Annotated in this window: 22 protein-coding genes and 1 riboswitch; of the genes, 5 read left to right on the forward strand and 17 right to left on the reverse strand. The window is 35.2% G+C overall.

The features are described from left to right. Positions 1-167: 167 nt before the first annotated feature. The 4 genes from BM012_RS15225 to BM012_RS15240 all read right to left on the reverse strand — a co-directional run bounded on the left by BM012_RS15225 (position 168) and on the right by BM012_RS15240 (position 2,598). Positions 168-482: a DMT family transporter gene (locus BM012_RS15225; protein ID WP_061805705.1), complete on the reverse strand. Its 315-nt coding sequence runs from the start codon at positions 480-482 to the stop codon at positions 168-170. Next, positions 482-823 (reverse strand): DMT family transporter, encoded by a 342-nt coding sequence (locus BM012_RS15230; RefSeq protein WP_061805704.1) that lies wholly within the window; start codon positions 821-823, stop codon positions 482-484. The genes BM012_RS15225 and BM012_RS15230 overlap by 1 nt, the downstream gene beginning before the upstream one ends. 60 nt (positions 824-883) lie before the next feature. Beyond that, positions 884-985, reverse strand: a riboswitch (guanidine-I (ykkC/yxkD leader). Positions 986-1,265: 280 nt separating this feature from the next. Further along, a complete protein-coding gene (locus BM012_RS15235) occupies positions 1,266-2,264 on the reverse strand; it encodes an HAAS signaling domain-containing protein (protein WP_061805703.1) in 999 nt (332 codons plus the stop codon). Then, complete coding sequence (locus BM012_RS15240) at positions 2,251-2,598, reverse strand: PadR family transcriptional regulator (RefSeq protein WP_061805702.1); 348 nt, start codon at positions 2,596-2,598, stop codon at positions 2,251-2,253. The genes BM012_RS15235 and BM012_RS15240 overlap by 14 nt, the downstream gene beginning before the upstream one ends. Before the next feature lie 228 nt (positions 2,599-2,826). Here BM012_RS15240 and BM012_RS15245 point away from each other — a divergent pair, with 228 nt between their 5' ends. Then, positions 2,827-3,666, forward strand: coding sequence for a CBF family alpha/beta fold macrolide esterase (locus tag BM012_RS15245; RefSeq protein ID WP_061805701.1), 840 nt, complete (start codon positions 2,827-2,829; stop codon positions 3,664-3,666). Between the two features lie 182 nt (positions 3,667-3,848). Further along, the gene (locus BM012_RS15250; protein ID WP_061805700.1) at positions 3,849-4,244 is read left to right on the forward strand and encodes a DUF3224 domain-containing protein; all 396 of its coding nucleotides are present in this window, start codon (positions 3,849-3,851) and stop codon (positions 4,242-4,244) included. Positions 4,245-4,889: 645 nt separating this feature from the next. On the opposite strand, the gene BM012_RS15255 is transcribed toward BM012_RS15250, so the two are convergent. From BM012_RS15255 to BM012_RS15270, 4 genes are all read right to left on the reverse strand, one after another. Further along, a complete protein-coding gene (locus BM012_RS15255) occupies positions 4,890-5,186 on the reverse strand; it encodes a hypothetical protein (protein ID WP_061805699.1) in 297 nt (98 codons plus the stop codon). A 204-nt stretch (positions 5,187-5,390) separates the two neighbouring features. Then, positions 5,391-5,624 carry a YesK family protein gene (locus BM012_RS26105; protein ID WP_074842841.1) on the reverse strand — a complete coding sequence of 78 codons (234 nt, stop codon included), beginning with the start codon at positions 5,622-5,624 and terminating at the stop codon, positions 5,391-5,393. 686 nt (positions 5,625-6,310) lie between these two features. After that, positions 6,311-6,724, reverse strand: a complete 414-nt coding sequence (locus tag BM012_RS15265) for an ArsI/CadI family heavy metal resistance metalloenzyme (protein WP_061805698.1) — start codon at positions 6,722-6,724, stop codon at positions 6,311-6,313. Between the two features lie 50 nt (positions 6,725-6,774). Further along, entirely contained in the window at positions 6,775-7,104 is a 330-nt protein-coding gene (locus BM012_RS15270) for an ArsR/SmtB family transcription factor (protein ID WP_061805697.1), read from the reverse strand. A gap of 473 nt (positions 7,105-7,577) precedes the next feature. Here BM012_RS15270 and BM012_RS15280 point away from each other — a divergent pair, with 473 nt between their 5' ends. Genes BM012_RS15280 through arsC form a run of 3 tightly spaced genes read left to right on the forward strand, consistent with a single transcriptional unit; the run spans position 7,578 to position 9,685 of the window. Beyond that, positions 7,578-7,928, forward strand: a complete 351-nt coding sequence (locus BM012_RS15280) for an ArsR/SmtB family transcription factor (protein WP_061805695.1) — start codon at positions 7,578-7,580, stop codon at positions 7,926-7,928. 12 nt (positions 7,929-7,940) lie between these two features. Further along, positions 7,941-9,239, forward strand: coding sequence for an arsenic transporter (locus tag BM012_RS15285; RefSeq protein ID WP_061805694.1), 1,299 nt, complete (start codon positions 7,941-7,943; stop codon positions 9,237-9,239). Between the two features lie 23 nt (positions 9,240-9,262). Continuing rightward, positions 9,263-9,685 carry an arsenate reductase (thioredoxin) gene (gene arsC, locus BM012_RS15290; protein WP_061805693.1) on the forward strand — a complete coding sequence of 141 codons (423 nt, stop codon included), beginning with the start codon at positions 9,263-9,265 and terminating at the stop codon, positions 9,683-9,685. A gap of 26 nt (positions 9,686-9,711) precedes the next feature. On the opposite strand, the gene BM012_RS15295 is transcribed toward arsC, so the two are convergent. The 9 genes from BM012_RS15295 to BM012_RS15330 all read right to left on the reverse strand — a co-directional run bounded on the left by BM012_RS15295 (position 9,712) and on the right by BM012_RS15330 (position 16,937). Next, on the reverse strand, positions 9,712-10,185 hold the full coding sequence (locus BM012_RS15295; protein ID WP_061805692.1) for a hypothetical protein: 474 nt from the start codon (positions 10,183-10,185) through the stop codon (positions 9,712-9,714). Next, a complete protein-coding gene (locus tag BM012_RS15300; protein WP_321170008.1) occupies positions 10,157-11,725 on the reverse strand; it encodes a site-specific integrase in 1,569 nt (522 codons plus the stop codon). The genes BM012_RS15295 and BM012_RS15300 overlap by 29 nt, the downstream gene beginning before the upstream one ends. A gap of 587 nt (positions 11,726-12,312) precedes the next feature. Further along, positions 12,313-13,659: a tyrosine-type recombinase/integrase gene (locus BM012_RS15305; RefSeq protein WP_061805690.1), complete on the reverse strand. Its 1,347-nt coding sequence runs from the start codon at positions 13,657-13,659 to the stop codon at positions 12,313-12,315. A 22-nt stretch (positions 13,660-13,681) separates the two neighbouring features. After that, positions 13,682-14,230 carry a helix-turn-helix domain-containing protein gene (locus BM012_RS15310; protein WP_061805689.1) on the reverse strand — a complete coding sequence of 183 codons (549 nt, stop codon included), beginning with the start codon at positions 14,228-14,230 and terminating at the stop codon, positions 13,682-13,684. A gap of 328 nt (positions 14,231-14,558) precedes the next feature. Further along, positions 14,559-14,717, reverse strand: a complete 159-nt coding sequence (locus tag BM012_RS26460) for a hypothetical protein (RefSeq protein WP_167360146.1) — start codon at positions 14,715-14,717, stop codon at positions 14,559-14,561. Between the two features lie 287 nt (positions 14,718-15,004). Continuing rightward, positions 15,005-15,523, reverse strand: coding sequence for a spermidine N1-acetyltransferase (gene speG / locus BM012_RS15315; protein WP_061805688.1), 519 nt, complete (start codon positions 15,521-15,523; stop codon positions 15,005-15,007). A gap of 99 nt (positions 15,524-15,622) precedes the next feature. Next, complete coding sequence (locus BM012_RS15320; RefSeq protein WP_061805687.1) at positions 15,623-15,937, reverse strand: DMT family transporter; 315 nt, start codon at positions 15,935-15,937, stop codon at positions 15,623-15,625. Then, on the reverse strand, positions 15,937-16,272 hold the full coding sequence (locus BM012_RS15325; protein ID WP_061805686.1) for a DMT family transporter: 336 nt from the start codon (positions 16,270-16,272) through the stop codon (positions 15,937-15,939). Before BM012_RS15325 ends, BM012_RS15320 begins: the two co-directional genes overlap by 1 nt. Positions 16,273-16,352: 80 nt before the next feature. Further along, positions 16,353-16,937 carry a TetR/AcrR family transcriptional regulator gene (locus tag BM012_RS15330; RefSeq protein ID WP_061805685.1) on the reverse strand — a complete coding sequence of 195 codons (585 nt, stop codon included), beginning with the start codon at positions 16,935-16,937 and terminating at the stop codon, positions 16,353-16,355. Between the last annotated feature and the right edge of the window lie 109 nt (positions 16,938-17,046).

Raw genomic sequence — 17,046 nt, forward strand, 5'->3', positions numbered from 1 at the left:
GAAACTAAACAACCAGTCACCGGTACAATACCGACAACTAGCTGTTTAAAAGGTGTTTTGATCCCTGTCTCGAAATCAGGGGTCAGTCCCGTCCCCCCCCCGAGATCAATAGCTTTTTCCTCTTTAAATTTATATACTCTATGAAAATCTATTAAAGTAATAACAATTTAAGAAATTAACTTTAACCCTACCGCTGCTCCCAAAATCATTGCAATAAAGAGAAGTCTTTTCCAATCTTTTGATTCTCCGTAAAAAATCATCGATAATAAAGCTCCTCCTGAAGCCCCAATACCGGTCCAAACTGCATAAGCAGTGCCCATAGGTAGTGTCTTCATTGCATAGGCAAGGAAGATGAAACTTGCACTAAATCCGATAATTAAAAGGACAAGTGCTTGCCATGTGCGTTCTTTATTGACTTTATTAATCATCATAACACCGAACATTTCACATATCCCCGCCAATACTAAGGAAATCCACGCCATTATGCCTTCCTCCCTTCTTTAGACTTATCTTTGGTGACGAGCTTTAATCCAACCACACCCACTAATAACAATAGAATTAATAAAATTTTAGATACTTTAAATGCTTCTCCGAAGAAGAAAATTTCAAATAACACAGTACCCGTTGTGCCTAGTCCTACAAAAACAGCATACACGGTCCCCACCGGAAGCTTTCGTCCTGCTGTGATCATCAAATAAAAACTGATGAAAATAGCGATTGCTGTTCCAGTCCATGTCCAAAAATCAAAAGCATGTTTTAGTCCAACAACCCACCCTACTTCAAATATCGCTGCTACAATGACTTTAATCCAATTTTTGTCCATATAAATAGACCTCCCTTTTTAATAAAATAAAAAAAGCCTGAGAGACAACTGATACACAGTTTCTCCCAGGCTTTTATCCTTCCGTGGCATAGTTTAATCAACTATGAGTTTTCTCTCGGACCAGGCTAACGTGTTCGTTACGGAACCCTAGAAAACATGTTTCTTATCTAATTATCTTATAGTATACACACATTTAAAAATTATTCAAGGATGTCGTATTTTTCTGGTTCATGCCCTACATAATTAATTGAAGTAATATGTATGTATAATATTTCTTATTAAGTATTGTTTTTATATTCAGCTAAGAAACAAAGAATATGAATCTATATAAAGTATAGAAAGGTAGTTAACATAACTCGGATTATTGGTACTGGAACTGGAAAAGGACCTTCAAATGAAGATCCTTTTATACTAGTTATTTAACTTAAGGATTCGTTACAAATTAACGAATCCGAGCCTTACGAAATCCATCAAATACACTAATTGCCGCTGAAATCATAAAAAAGAAAATTCCGCCACTAATTATCCATGTTTTAAATTCATTACCCGTAATAGTAAACAAATCCGTCATATAAGTAATAAAACCTTGGTTGAGTAAATTTGAATTTATTAATATGACAATAAACACAATGGTTCCAATTAGCTCAAGGATAGTATTGGAAATTGCTATTTTTTTCGTCCATTGTCCTTTTATTAATTTATAAAGGGATAATGCTATTTCGAACACAATCACAATAACGACGACTGGCCAATACCCCATTAATACTTCTTGATTTAAGGCTGAAGTTACAAATTCAAGTCCGTTTCCACTATCTCTATATATCCCTACAAGATGATTCGCATAAAAATAAAGGGTTGCCCAGATCGCAGTCCACATTAAACTTCCAAATACTTCACACCTCGAAATAGCCTTCTTCTTAGGGACATAAGGGATGTTTTTCAAATCATCAGGAGTCCATTTTTGTAGGCTTGCTGTTAATGGCTGCTCACCTTTTCCTTTATCCGTTCGTTCCAGAATGGCAAAAACGATGGTTAGCCAAAAGAACACTTGGATACCCACTTCAATTATTTTCCATATACCAAAACCAACGATATCTAAAATTACATTTATTACGGCTTCCTCTCCCCGATACCCTATAAAGTATTGGGCAATCGTTGAGATCAATGAAATGACAACAGCAATCGGTAAAATCATTTTTAGCAATGTGACATATACATCAAAATAGCGGGGACCAATTAAGTGCATTGGACGGTCTCCATAACCACTAGCTAATGTGGCTGGATTCCCTAATTTCTTAAGAACCACCTTTACATCTTTTTCACTGTAATCATCAGGTAACATATCCTCAATAGTCGACTGTAACTCAAGTGCAATATCCTCGCGATTTTTTTCAGGCAGCCTCCGAGTCACTTCATGGATATAAATTTCAATTAAATTCATCCTCTTCATCCCCTTTTAATAAGTCACAAAGCCCTTTAGAATGATTGATCCATTCCTTCTTCAAGTGTAAGAAAACCTCTAAGCCATATTCACTTAAAACATAATACTTACGGGGTCTACTTTCAGATTTATCCCAACTACTTGTCACCAATTCCTGTTTTTCTAAACGGCGAAGCAACGGATATAACGTACTTTGATCAATGATAATTCCTGATTTCTCGAGTAATTGAACAAGTGAATATCCATATTGAGGTGTTCGTAATTGACTTAAAACAGCTAAGGTCAATGTCCCTCTCCTAAGCTCTGTCATTAATGAATTTAATAAAGTGTTCATTTATCCACCTCATTTCCACTTATACTATATGTCATACAGTATATAATTTATACTATGTATCATACACTATAGTTGTTACAAAAATCATTAATTCAATTTTAGTTCGTATAAAATATCTTATAGAAAATAAGGTGAGAATTTTTAGAAAAGGAAATAGCCTCCTGTTAGAGAAAGGAATATAGGAGTAATTATCATTTCTCTAATATAAAAAAAGGTGGGAAATCCTCAATGAATGAACAAATACTAAAAATGAACAAAGTGGAGATTTGTACTGAAAGTTTTGGAAATCCTGAAAACCCTGCTGTACTTTTAATCATGGGAGCGATGTCCTCATTAGACTGGTGGGATGAAGACTTTTGTCTCCGCCTCGCTGAACATGGGAGGTTTGTAATTCGTTACGACCATCGTGATCTAGGTCGATCTACCACTTATACGCCTGGTACCTCAAACTATACAATAACGGACCTTGCTGATGATGCAATTGGAGTTCTGGATGCTTATTCTATAGAACAGGCCCACCTTGTGGGAATGTCTCTTGGAGGAATGATAGGCCAGATTCTCTCTCTCAGATATCCAGAACGCATATGCTCCCTTACTTTAATCGCATCAAGTGTATTTGGAACTGAGATGGAAAAGTTGCCTCCTATGGATCAGGGTATACTCGATTACCATTCAAAGAGTCCCTCCATAGACTGGTCCAATCGTGAGGAAGCAGTTCACTATCTTGCAGGTGGATGGAAAACTTTAAGTGGAGCAAAACCTTATGAGAAAGAAAGAGTATATAAACTAGCAGAAAGAGAAGCCGATCGTGCAAAACAGCTACCAAGTAGATTTAACCATGCTTTGCTTCAAGGTGGAGACCAATACTATGATAGATTGAGTGAAATTAGTATACCTGCGCTTATAATTCATGGAACAGAGGATCCAGCACTATCTTATGAACATGGGCTTGCTCTTGCAAAAGCCATTCCCCATGCTAAATTAATAACTCTTGATGGTACAGGACATGAAATTCATAGTGAAGATTGGGAACAAATTATCAAATCCATTGTAGAGCTTAGCTCGTAATAAAAATAACTAGTTCATGCTTTAGAATGCAAAAGACTTGAACACTTTATAAGAAGTACCTGTTTTCAGAAAGTAGGCTTAAACCTGCTTTTTCACCTTATAGAAAGGTATTATTATGATACTTTTTGAGCGTTATACTGAAGGTAGATTACTTATCTAATAATTAGGGGAGGTTTATGCAAATGGAGGTAACATTTACAGTAGGTAAATGGGATGAAAAGCCAATCGATAACACTAGACAAGAATTCCCTATTAATATTGCTCATGTTGAATATGATATTGATGGTGAATTAAAAGGAAAAGCTTTTGTTGAATATTTACTATATTATTTAGACTCAAATGTAGATGATGGTCACTTGGCTACGTCTAAAATCTCTGGCTTTTTGCATTTCGAGGGAACTTACAAGGGAAAACGAGGAACATTTACAGCTATGGAGCAAGGAATATTTGATAAAGGTAATTTAGATTCTCCAGCAACAATCATTAAAGCTACTGGTGACTTAGAAGGTCTAAAAGGGTCCTATAATTATAGGTTTGCAGGTCAAACTAGTAAAATGATTCTAGACTTTGAATTCTAGCAAAACACCATATAGTTTAGTAAAAGGAACCTTTCTTATAATATTAAGAATATCTTTTTCATCGAAAGAGCTCATTCGACTTTCCTATTATGTTAATTGCACACAATCGTAGATAATCAATGAACACTTTATATAAATCTAGTTACCGTAATATTGGTTTAAGCAAGAAATAAAAGAGCAAACCTGTTAAGTAACACCAAGTTTGCTCCCTTTCTTTTAGGTATACTTTTATAGAGAGGTGTCCAGTCTATGTTTCCGTAAAAACTTCTTAAAAAAGGGATTGAAAAGAACCCATGTTATGAAGGCTAAAAGTCCAACAGTCGTAATCACCATCATATGAATTGTCACCGCATGTATTGTTGTATGATAAAGACTAATTGTAAGACAAGGAATCCTAGTATTAATATGTTTCCCTTTATCTACATTGCAATGTCTCCTCTGCCTTTAGACAAGTGATCATATTCTTTAGACAGATGAAGAGTAAGAAATTGTCAGCTGCATTAGATTTTATTATGCTACCCCTATTTTAGTTGCGACTTCTTCCTGCTGATTGTATCATCAATTTTTGTTTCATTTAATATCATCAGGGATATGAAGGAATGCCATAGTAACCGTATCTTTAAATTTCTTACACCCAACTCATCCTTACTGTTCTTTTGAAAGATTATTATTTCTTTTTACTAAAAGAACAATGGCAATGACAAAAGCAATTACACTATATATCCAGGTGAACATAAAAGCTAATCCCAATCCGATATTAGCATCCATATAATGATTGTTCATATCATCTATGGCTAGATAGAGAAGTGGTGCGCCTCCAATAATAAGCAAGGGTATCAAGAGGATATTCTTTTTCGTCTTTCTCGTTGTTAGGAAAATGAGCAGAAAAGACGCCAAAAGAAAAAATTCTGAAGCTATTGTTAAAATTAACAGTTTGTTCATACTAAATTCTCTCCTTTTCAATAAACTTATTTATAAAAATATATGGAATGACCCAAACTTATATAAAAGACAGACAAATGAATGATCCCCTTGCCTTTACAATGGAAGAAGAAGCTTAATCATTTTATATTCTTGCTTCATTTAGGATACGCTTGTGGATGGGGTGTGATTTAGAATTTAGCTTTACTAATTAGACATTCTTATTTAATTTTTTCTTATCGTTTCTATGACTTTTATAAGTATTAAAGAAGCAATAAGAGCTGTTAAACTAATGATGCCTATCGCCATACCAGTCCACGCTTCTATAAATAAACTAACCACAATTCCAATGATACTAATCAGTCCTGACATTAAGGGTACAACAGATTTTAAAACTGGCTTTCTTCTACTTGTTAGATAGGATATTAAAATTAAAAGAATGAGGATAACTGTAAAGATTGCACATAGCTCTTATTCATCCCTCCCTCTTTTTCATAAATGCCATAATTCCTGACAAGTCTATTTAAGAAATAGGCATCTTATTTATAGGCATTAGACGATGAAACAATTAAATAGGTTTCTCTCTTTTTGAATATATTTTTCAAAAAGGAAAATGACATTGCAAAGTGAGCTAACATAAAACATGCTCTAGAAATTCAAAAATTAGTTTTTTTCCTTAACTTTAGTAAAATAGATTTTATGATTTAAATGTTCTATACAAAATTTTTTCACACAATCTACATTATGAGCAGAAAAAGACCTTGGATTCCCATTGTTTTATTAAAAGTCAATAATATTTTTGTGTTCCTTTACAAAACAGTGTTTTTATACAATGTCAGACATTTTATGTAACAAATAAAAGAGATGGAGATGAGCTAAATGATATTAGCTTTCTCTATCTTTTTTGTCCTACATATAATCATATTTACTACAACAACATTTCACTTTACTACAACACAACATTTTGTATCCAAGCCTTTACTCTCCAATATCTAATAATGTACCTTTGTTCGTCTATGTCTACCTACGGTAGACCAGGAATATTAATGATTTTAATTTCGAGAATGATTAGTGAAATAGAAGAGATATGGTAGATGATGAATTAGAAAAAGACTAGTGAGAAATCACCAGTCTCTTTGCATTATTTAACAACAGCTGTTACTAGGAGAGCTTTCTTTGTTTTTATAATTATCACTATCAGCCTTTGTGTAAAAGAACTCCCATTCGTTACCATCAGGATCTGTTACCCAGAATTTATCTTGTACAGCATAACAACACGTCGTATCCATTTCTTCTCTAGCGAAAAATCCTTCTTTCTCTAATCGTGCTTGATGAGCTGCGATTTCTTCACGGGTCTCAACTTGGAAACCAAAATGATTGACTTGATTTCCTTCTACTTTGTCACGTACATTTAAGGTAAAATTCAATCCTGGTTCATCCAATAAGAATTTAGCATAATCGCCTTTCACCTTCACAGGTTCTACACCAAAAACTTTTTGATAAAACTCGATGGACGGTTCTAAACTAGTAACGTTAATCCCTACATGAACATATTTCATTTTTTATTCCTCCTAATAAATCAACTTTTCTTGATATATTAATTAAAAAATTAAGAGCATGAACAACTCTGTTTGTTTTCCTTGCGGAATAGACAACAAAGCTCTTCAGAGAGAATATGATTAACCTCTTTATCGTTTAAATCATAATAGCTCCAGGTTCCTTTTGTTTCTTTTATAATGAGGTTGGCCTCTAATAAGATTTTTAAATGATAAGAAAGTTTAGACTGGGCCATCTCAAAATGTTCCGTTAAATCACATACACATGTCTGTCCTCTTTGACAAAGTTCATACATAATTTCTAGTCTCTTTTGGTCGGCAAGAGCTTTGAATTTCTTTTCATACGCTTCAAAGGTTTGCTTTATATCTTGCACTTTTTCCATGGTTCTTCTCCTTTATCAATTTTTTTTGATTTAAAGATTAAAACTTTGATAAGCTTTTTCAAAATTGTTGTAGGTAATAGGACCTCTACCCGTAGGGTCTTGATGAAAGAAACGTTGAAAAATGAAATGTCTAGCTTCTTCCTTTGCCATTTGTTTCGTGTTCATGACTAGTTGAAAATACTCTATAGATAAGTTTCCCGAGTTATTGACGATCATTCTTCTAGACCTCACTTCCTTTTAATCAAATTTTCTTGATGAATCTATAATATCTGAAAATTAAATGAAAAGCAAACCTTAAATCAAAAAAAATTGATAAAATAAAAATCTAAAGAAATATCCCCTCCTTTAGATTTTTCATGTAAAGAAGGGCTGTTTTGCCTTTCTTTATAGGATTGTTATTAGATAGGATTTTAGGTTGAATATATAAGCGAATAATTATATAATGATTTTGTTATAAGAAGGGAGGATATAGGATGAGCGTACAGACAACCATTGAGTTAGAAAAGGCAGCTCAGATTTTAAAGTTGTTATCGGATAACAACAGATTGTCCATGATGAAATTATTACAACATCATGAATGCTGTGTATGTGAATTAGTTGAAATTTACGAGATAAGTCAGCCGGCCATTAGTCAGCATTTACGAAAACTGAGAGATGCCAAACTCGTAAAAGAGAGAAGAAAAGGTCAATGGATTTTTTATTCTATTAATAGAGAAAGCGAACATTATGCCTTTCTTTCTGTAATCCTTGAGCAATTACCAAGACAGGATCAAAAGTTAACCGATTTAGAAAATCAAGGGTTACGCATTAATTGTTGTGAATAGGAGGTATAAACATTGGTATCGATTTTACTAGCATCTTTGATTTTCCTCATCACCTTAGTTTTCGTTATTTGGCAACCTAAAAATCTATCTATTGGTTGGTCAGCTTGTGGAGGCGCTGTTTTAGCTTTACTTGTAGGTGTTGTGGATTTTCACGATGTTGTAGATGTAACAGGAATTGTATGGAATGCTACTTTAACGTTTATTGCTGTTATTATTATTTCTTTAATTTTAGATGAGATTGGTTTCTTCGAATGGGCAGCTTTACATATGGCAAGGGCTGCTGGTGGAAACGGCGTCCGTATGTTTGTTTATGTTTCTCTTCTTGGATCAGTCGTTGCTGCATTATTTGCCAATGATGGAGCAGCCTTAATTCTAACACCAATTGTGTTAGCTATGGTACGAGCATTAAAATTTGAAGACCATATGGTCTTTCCGTTTATTATTGCAAGTGGTTTTATTGCCGATACCACGTCGTTACCTCTCGTTGTTAGTAACTTAGTAAATATTGTATCAGCTGACTTCTTTGGGATTAGTTTCTCTGAGTTTGCTTCACGCATGATTGTACCGGATTTATTTGCTCTTTTCGCTAGCATCATCGTGCTGTATATCTACTTCCGTAGAAATATACCAAAGACATACAACGTAGCAGATTTACAAAGACCACGTGATGCCATTAAAGATGAGAAGATGTTCCGATTATCTGGAATTGTGCTTGTAGTTTTAGTACTAGGCTACTTTATTGGAGAATTCTTTAGTATACCGGTTTCTATTATCGCTGGCATTATTGCCATCTTATTCTTACTAATGGCTAGAAAAAGCTCAGCTGTTCAAACGAAAAAGGTACTACAGGGTGCCCCATGGGCAATTGTTTTCTTCTCTATTGGGATGTATGTTGTCGTCTATGGATTACGAAATGTTGGTCTAACGGAAGTATTAGCTAATGTCATTCAAGCAACAGCTGACCATGGATTGTTTGCGGCTACGATGGGCATGGGCTTCATTGCAGCCATCCTTTCTTCTATTATGAATAACATGCCAACAGTCATGATTGATGCCTTAGCTATTGATGCTACTCATGCAACAGGTACCATTAAAGAAGCCTTAATTTATGCCAATGTAATTGGTTCTGATTTAGGACCGAAAATTACACCAATTGGTTCTCTTGCAACACTTTTATGGCTTCATGTTCTTTCCACCAAAGGAGTCAAGATTTCTTGGGGAACCTACTTTAAAACGGGAATCATCTTAACCATTCCAACACTGTTTATTACACTTGTTGGTTTATATATTTGGTTACTTATTATTTCATAACACATCAAAAGGAGATTTGACACATGTCTAAAAAAACACTTTATTTCTTATGTACAGGAAACTCTTGTCGTAGTCAAATGGCAGAAGGTTGGGCAAAAAAATATTTGGATTCTAATGAATGGAATGTATATAGCGCAGGTATTGAAGCCCATGGGCTTAACCCAAACGCAGTTAAAGCTATGAAAGAAGCTGATGTTGATATTTCAAATCAAACTTCTGATATCATTGATCCTGAAATTCTAAACAATGCAGACCTAGTTGTGACCCTATGCGGAGATGCAGCTGACAAATGTCCGGTGACACCACCTCATGTAAAACGTGAGCATTGGGGCTTTGATGATCCCGCAAAAGCTGAAGGAACAAATGAAGAGAAATGGGCTTTCTTCCAACGCGTACGTGATGAGATTGGGGAACGTATTCAACGTTTTGCAGAAACGGGTAAATAATAAAAGGATCCTTTTATATACATTCTCTATTGGAACTTTTCAAAATGCTGTGCAACCCATTTTTGATTATTTTCCGCAATATATTGTTCTGCTTGAAGTAAACGCTGCACAAGTTCTTTTTTACTCAACTTCATATATTTAGCCTGAACTTGATTGATATTTCTGTCTTTCGTTAAACGCCGATAATCAATTAATTCTTGACTTTTAGAAGGTGATTGCTGAATATTGAGTGCGCTCTTTTTCTGCTTATACGTTAGACTGTGTTCTTTGTATAATGCATATAATTCTTTATTTGTTCGTACTGTATTGGGATGAATGCCTGACCCTTTCGGGTCAAGTTTTTTGGTTGTATCCGCAATGCGCTGTAGCGTTACGACGAGTTGGTTTTTAAGTAAGTATTCAACGGCTTCTTTTCCTAGTTGAACGGAACGTTCCCGGGCATCTTGATGGTTCTGGGTTAGCCAAGGACGTTCACTTGTCAAATCGAACTTGCGGCTCATAGGTTTGCTCCTTTCGATAAATTTCAATTTGCTCAATTTCCTGCAATTCAGTTCTCGCATCCTTCCGCATCTTTCTGGCTTTTTTCACTTCTATTGGTAGTCCAAGGTCCTTATATCTTTTCTCCTCATACTTGGATAACTTAATGACTTCCTCTAGCTGATGCTTTTTCTCTGGTTGTGGTATTTTTGCTTGGCATCCTAAACAAGCCATTTTAATGGGACATATGCGGTCTGTCACACAAACTCCACCAAGAACATTATTAAAGACGCCCACTTTTTCTTTATGCTCTTTCAGAGTACTTTCTAGTTCTTCTGGGTGTCGTAAGACAGCTTCATCAATATCAATATAATCTAAAATGATATCGTGTAATTCGCCCACCTTTTCCCCGATAATACTAGATGTGGGTTCGGAGTAGTAAGCTGTAGTGGTTAAATTCCTATGATGCAGTATCTTAGCTACAATATCGAGGGACATATCCCCTCGTTGCACAGCTTCTGTTGCAAAAGCATGGCGCAATAAATGTGTTTTAATAATAATCGGTTTACCTTCTTGCGTTTCCATTCGTAATCCATGGAGTAAAAAACGTAGGGATGGGAAAATTGCAAGGTCTGTCAAAGCTTTTCCTTCGTACTGAAAGAAGTAGGGGCGTGGTTCTGGAAATACATGTTTCCTTCCCTCTCCTCTATACTTTACTTTTGGGATTTCGTTACTATTATAGTGTTCTTGAAGCATCTTATAAACGCGTGCCATAAGCTTAAAGGTTTGTTCCGTAGCATAATAAGCCTCAACTGCATCTCGTCCCTTAGGGACAACATAGAAAGAATAGTGGACTTTATTATCCTCCTTAACTATTTTAATACATTTATGGGTGCGACTTAACTGTAAGAGTTCATTTATTCGTGCTCCTGTTGTAGTGAAAATATCTAGTGCTAACAACCCAAAGGTTGCTGCCGCATAAAGAGGTTCAACATCTAATAAGGTTCCTTGAGCCTTATTTTGGTGAAGACTTACAAATGTACTGGATGATAATATACCTTTATGCTTTGAGTCAAAAGGAGTAGGATTCGTAGTTGAATTTTCCTCCCCATACCCCCATGATAAGAGCCACTCGCGCCTACGTTTTATTTCTTCTTCTGTAATATATCTATACCATCTCCCTACAATCCCTTTATCGAAAAGTTCCGTAAACCATAGACCCTCTGCCTCTTCTTCACCATTCATTGACTCAGCTTTAATAAACTCTATAAAGTACTGATTGTTATCAACAGAAAAAGTGCTGGAACGACGTTGAGCACTTTTTATAGTAGAATCACTAAAATGCTCTTGATGGTGTAGTACAAAAGAGGGTTTGTCCCACAATCGAAAATAAAAATGTTCTCCAACTCGTTCAGGTTCAGCATAGTTAAATTCCATTGGAAGTTCTACATTGGTTTTTTCGGCTTCTTCACAAGCTTTTAAGAACGAAGTTCTCAGTCGCTCAAGCTGGTTCCACCGAAAGTGTCCTTCAGCTCGAAGTGTTGGAAGGGAGCCTACTATCACATCTGTCTCACTCTTTCGAGTGTGATGTCTCTTCTCCCTAGCTAATTTGTGAAAGGAAAAATCTCCTGAAGTAAACGGGGGTTCTTTAAACAGAAAACGTTTGAAATAGGATTGTTGTTTAATAGAAAGGTTAGATGTTACCCATCTTTTACATGAATAGGCTAGAGACCTGTATGAGCTAAGACTTTGCATTCTTTTATTAGGAGAGTGTTCAGGGAAAACCTCTCCTTTTAAGTACTGATAGAAATGAATGTCTATGTTAAATTCATCCACATTTTTTAATTGAAAAGCGTCGAATAGCTCTCTTAATATTGTATTTACAGAACTTTGCCTATTCCTTATGGAAATTGTGCCTACTAGCTTATCTCTAGCAATTAATGCCCAAAGTAGGAAATGATTGTTCCATGGTTGTGTAAGGACGTTATTCAAAAAGTATTGGATAAGGGAATCGTCTACCTTATCTAAAAGAAATACATTTCTTTTATCTCGTAAATGAAGAACTTGATTATCTACTTTGCCTACTAATTGATGATAGAAAGGAGAAATAGGGGTTTCATTTGCTATGGTCAGTTTACTCATTCCAATCTTTAAAATTTTAATAATCCTTGTATATCTTCGTCTATTTCTACAGGGATATTTGTATGAACACGTGAAACCTGCGGTTTTTTTGTTTTTTTCTTCTTTTGTTGAAGATACTCTTTTTCTTTTTCTTTCATGTTATCGAGCATATTATCATGCGCTTCTCTGTGCTTTTCTTCATCAAAATGATGTTCGTAGGTTTTTATCGTATCTTCTTGCTTCCATTTCATATATTTAATGAGTTGTGTCCTTCGTTGGACTACTTCATTTTCAGTAGTAGAAACGTTATAAATCTCTCGAAGCCTTGTGGTCACAAACCAATGCCTTGCTTTATGGGGATTGATTTTAAGTCCACTGGCTTTCATGGCTTTACTCCAGTGATAATACCATGCATGGTACGTGAAAGACAGTCCAGCTTCTGTTAGAAAGAGAGGAGCCTCATCTGGTAAATTATTAAATGAGCAATGTAAGGTATCTAGCTTCTTACGTTCCGTGTTAATATACCGCATGAGCAGTTTCACTGTATCTTTACTAAATCTCAAGAATTTTACCCGCCGTCCATGACTCCCTTTCGTAAATGTCCTGAGTTCTTGAAACGACTTTCGACTCCTGTAATCTCCAATGGTCACTTCGATGACTTCTGAGGCCCTAGCGCCACTTTCAAAGAGTAGACGAGCAATGACCATTTCACGTAACGACCATTTCACCTGTTTTCCTGCTTGGTACACCTGATAGGGAAGATGAGGGTCATCAATGATTTCAGGTTGCCACTCTTCGTTAATGAGCTTAAAGTAGGAATCTGTCAATCTTCGATGAGGAGTAGGGTCTTCTGTCCCTGCAATGTCCGGCATTCGAGGTTTACCTACACGCACACCCTCGGTGTGATTTTTGTAATCCTGTACGACACTATGAGTATCAATTAATGGATTACGATGTCCATATTGCTTTAATTGATCCATGGATTTATAAAAAGATTTTAAGGACGAAAGAAAATGATTCACAGTATTCGGACTTTTATGTGTACGATTTACGAATCGAAAAGAATCTTTTTCGCGTACTTTACATGCCATTTCCTCCATTAAATAATCCTCTATGGCAACTCGTATAGCATCCGGCTCATCATTCCAAAGAACAGTCTCTCCTTGATACTTACTGTACACGTCTAACCATGTGAAAAAAGGTAGCAGATTTTGAAGGTAGGATAAAGCCGAGCTTTCGGAAATCCGTCCCTTACAATCATGGTAAAAATCTGTTAATGGGAGAAACGGTTGGTTCTGTCTATCAAATACAAGTAGATGATAACGACTTTTTACATCTTCAGGACAATACATATAATAGTATTTAGATAACTCCATCTCTCATTGTTCTCCTTTTCTATTAATCTTCCAGCCAATTCACGAAAGGAAGGAGATGTGGATGAGACAGTTCTTTCTGACTGGGTAGGTGTTCTCTTTCTTGTTGTGTAAAATCATATAAATGTTTACTCTGTTTCTTAGGCAACTTTACAGGCAATGTAGAAGGACTCCAGTTTTCACGAATTGCCTTTTTGATAAACCCGTCAGGGTTTTTTACTTTGGTTGCCGATTGTCGCATAATTAACAAGATTTCTAGCGTTCGGTGAATGCCTATGACCGACAGAATATTAAACATCTCCTCTGTAGGTGAGGTAAGTGTGACAGCTTCATAAGCTAGTTTTACTAATGTCGCTTCTTGAGCATCTGGTTGCTTTTCTTCCTGAATATTTTGGTATTCTTGAGCAGTAACTAACGTATCGAGCTGTGTAAGGTCACCTTCCGGTATACGCCATCCTTCTTTATCGCTGTTCCGGTAGGCATTGGGGAATTTACCTCTCCGTAGCCAACGCTTTACTGTTTCTTCATGTTTCCCCACAAGTTGAGCAACTTCTTTTACTTTGTATTCTTTCAATTTTACACCTCCATTGGAAATATATAGTCAAACTTGTAAGCTTATTTTACTGCGTTAGAGTATTGTTATACATTAATATGGATGGCACTATTGTTTGTTGTAGTAAAATATGAGGTCATATAGAGGTCCACAAACATAAAAAAGTACACCACCTGTATTCATGTGATGTACTTAGTTTTAACAATGTCTGACATTCCACATTAAATACTGATATGAATAGCTTCAATTATTCACTTCTGTATTTAATGTTACAGTATAAATCCAAGGTCTTTTTCATATAACTACTTTGTTATGTTTCCCCTTTTCTTCACAAACAAAAAGGACTCACTTAAACCGTAGATAAAGCAAGGTAAGGATCATTAAAATAGACAACCTCGGTAAGAATTTTACTTCCTTGGATATCTTCAAAAGCTGCCCTTGCTTCTCTTTCTGTGTCAAATTCAAACATTTTCGTGTTTTCTCTTGCATGAACAGTAATCACCCACATGAATTGTTTCTCCCTCCTCATTTAAAATAGCCCTTTGTACATGTCCTCACCCATATACAAGGGACAATTAAAGACATTATGAACAATGTCACGCAAAATAAAAACCCTTTCTACAAAAATAATGATATTATGAGAAATGAAGAGTCCTTACTATTTAGTTTATATAAAATTGATAATCGTCTTTAAATAGTATAAAAACAAGCAGCACTTTTGTTGCACTGCTTGTTTAGAGGACATTACTGGTGAACCTTATAGCTTTACTTTCTGCGTAACACTTTTTCGTATACTCATTGTTCTATTTTTAAGTATTGTTTTTGAAACATACACATTCTTATTGCATTATGATAGCTACCGTCAACGAAAAATTCATCTTCTAGCTCCCCTTCAACTGAAAAACCAACCTTTTTGTAAATGTGAATGGCCTTAGCATTTTCTTTATCTACAATTAAATACAGTTTATGCATATTTAATACAGAAAAGGCATATTTCATAGCTAATCTAGTGGCAATCATCGCATAACCACAGCCTTGATGCTTAGGATCAATGATAATTTGAAACTCTGATCTCCGATGAATATAATCAATTTCTACTAATTCAACTAGCCCAAGCATTTCACCATCTTTTTCGAGTATAAAACGACGCTCTCCTTGATCATGAATATGCTTATCATATAAATCCTGTAACTCTACAAAAGCTTCATAAGGCTCCTCAAACCAATAAGACATGATGTTTGCATCATTATTAAGTTCGTGAACGAATTTTAAATCTTCGCGTTCCAAAGGACGTAATTTAAGATTCTTACTCATTTTTATTTAACCTCCCTAAATTTGCGGTAACTATAGTTTTTTGAATTGCACCTTTCACTTCTGCTCTTCTTTTCCGATTCTACCTTTATAGGTTCATAGTTATGAAGTCACTCCAAGACCAATAACTCCTATTAAAACAAGAAGCAATGATAAATACTGAAAAATGCTCAATTTCTCTTTAAACCACAGCATCCCAACTAGTGCGATTCCAATACTTCCAATACCTGTCCATACTGCATAAGCAACCCCAGCTGGGATAACTTGCATAGCCTTTGATAGACATAAAAAGGATAAAATAAAACCAAGTGACATTGTAAGTATAGCCCATTTTTTTCTTTTTCCATTTATATATTTCATCGCAACCGTAGCGACAACCTCTTCAAGTCCAGCCAATAATAATAAACCCCAAACCATTACTTTTCACCTCTAGCTTCATATGTCTCTTTTCTTGTGAATACTTTCATTCCTATTATCCCAACTAATAAAATAGCTAGAAAAACAAGTTGTTTGATTGAGAAAGAATCCCCTAAAATAATTCCTACAAGATATGTTCCAACTGTACCTATCCCAACAAACACAGTATAGGCAGCTGCAATAGGAAGTGATTTATACGAATAAATCAGAAGTATAAAGCTCACTAGAATGAGGATAAAAGTCATCAACCATTGGAATCCTGTTTCAGCATGTTTCAATCCTGAGGCCCATACTACCTCTAAAAGTCCTGCGATAAATACAAATAACCAATTCATATGCTCTCAACTCCTCTTAAAAATGAATGAACGTCATTCATTTTTGGGGAATAAAAATTACTGGGTATTCCCAATAATTTTTATTCATTAAGTAGTGATCTCTTAATAAAATTAAATAACTCTGCCTGGTACTTTTCTAAAGATTGATCTTGTTCTTGGCCTATGTAATATCTTTCAGCTGCATTTTCAATAAGATTGATAATCGTCTTGGAAGTCCATTTGACGTTTGTTGTACTTCTAATCTCATTTTGTTTAACAGCCTTCTCCATTACATTTCCAAGCCAGCTATAATAAGGTTCGTATACTAACTCCCATTTGTCTAAAGAATGATTAAAAGCAAGCCCAGAATAAACAAGCACAATGATATCCTTATGCTTTTCAGTAATCTTAAAAGTATCAGCAATTAGGACTTTCAAAGTATCCCAGAAGCTCTCTCCTTCCTTTACTTCTTCTTGAACGCTTTTCAAGGTGAGAGTTAAAAGGTAATCTGCAATAGCAGGTATCAAATCATGTTTTGATTTAAAGTACAAATAAAAAGTTCCTTGTGCAATTCCAGCTTTTTTAGCAATCTCTGATATAGATGCTTTATGAAGACCTTTCTCAGATATAACCTCTATAGAAGCTTGCAAAATTCTTTTATATTTATCATCTGATTTCTTTTGCATATGGCATCTCCCCTCTTAAATGAATGACGTTCATTCATTATAACACGCTATTTATAGAATTTCTAGGTAGTAAAGCTACAGAAAAATTCAGAGTTATTACATAACATGA

This window comes from Priestia endophytica DSM 13796 (assembly GCF_900115845.1).
Classification (GTDB): domain Bacteria; phylum Bacillota; class Bacilli; order Bacillales; family Bacillaceae_H; genus Bacillus_I; species Bacillus_I endophytica.

Bases quoted from the DNA above. Each gene is read 5' to 3' on its own strand.
- BM012_RS15250 (WP_061805700.1), top strand. From the start codon at position 3,849: ATGGAGGTAACATTTACAGTAGGTAAATGGGATGAAAAGCCAATCGAT.
- BM012_RS15230 (WP_061805704.1), bottom strand. From the start codon at position 823: ATGGACAAAAATTGGATTAAAGTCATTGTAGCAGCGATATTTGAAGTA.
- BM012_RS15330 (WP_061805685.1), bottom strand. From the start codon at position 16,937: ATGCAAAAGAAATCAGATGATAAATATAAAAGAATTTTGCAAGCTTCT.
- BM012_RS15225 (WP_061805705.1), bottom strand. From the start codon at position 482: ATGGCGTGGATTTCCTTAGTATTGGCGGGGATATGTGAAATGTTCGGT.
- BM012_RS15235 (WP_061805703.1), bottom strand. From the start codon at position 2,264: ATGAATTTAATTGAAATTTATATCCATGAAGTGACTCGGAGGCTGCCT.
- BM012_RS15240 (WP_061805702.1), bottom strand. From the start codon at position 2,598: ATGAACACTTTATTAAATTCATTAATGACAGAGCTTAGGAGAGGGACA.
- BM012_RS15245 (WP_061805701.1), top strand. From the start codon at position 2,827: ATGAATGAACAAATACTAAAAATGAACAAAGTGGAGATTTGTACTGAA.
- BM012_RS15305 (WP_061805690.1), bottom strand. From the start codon at position 13,659: ATGGAGTTATCTAAATACTATTATATGTATTGTCCTGAAGATGTAAAA.
- BM012_RS15255 (WP_061805699.1), bottom strand. From the start codon at position 5,186: ATGAACAAACTGTTAATTTTAACAATAGCTTCAGAATTTTTTCTTTTG.
- BM012_RS15265 (WP_061805698.1), bottom strand. From the start codon at position 6,724: ATGAAATATGTTCATGTAGGGATTAACGTTACTAGTTTAGAACCGTCC.
- BM012_RS15280 (WP_061805695.1), top strand. From the start codon at position 7,578: ATGAGCGTACAGACAACCATTGAGTTAGAAAAGGCAGCTCAGATTTTA.
- arsC (WP_061805693.1), top strand. From the start codon at position 9,263: ATGTCTAAAAAAACACTTTATTTCTTATGTACAGGAAACTCTTGTCGT.
- BM012_RS15270 (WP_061805697.1), bottom strand. From the start codon at position 7,104: ATGGAAAAAGTGCAAGATATAAAGCAAACCTTTGAAGCGTATGAAAAG.
- BM012_RS15325 (WP_061805686.1), bottom strand. From the start codon at position 16,272: ATGAATTGGTTATTTGTATTTATCGCAGGACTTTTAGAGGTAGTATGG.
- BM012_RS15320 (WP_061805687.1), bottom strand. From the start codon at position 15,937: ATGGTTTGGGGTTTATTATTATTGGCTGGACTTGAAGAGGTTGTCGCT.
- BM012_RS15295 (WP_061805692.1), bottom strand. From the start codon at position 10,185: ATGAGCCGCAAGTTCGATTTGACAAGTGAACGTCCTTGGCTAACCCAG.
- speG (WP_061805688.1), bottom strand. From the start codon at position 15,523: ATGAGTAAGAATCTTAAATTACGTCCTTTGGAACGCGAAGATTTAAAA.
- BM012_RS26460 (WP_167360146.1), bottom strand. From the start codon at position 14,717: ATGTGGGTGATTACTGTTCATGCAAGAGAAAACACGAAAATGTTTGAA.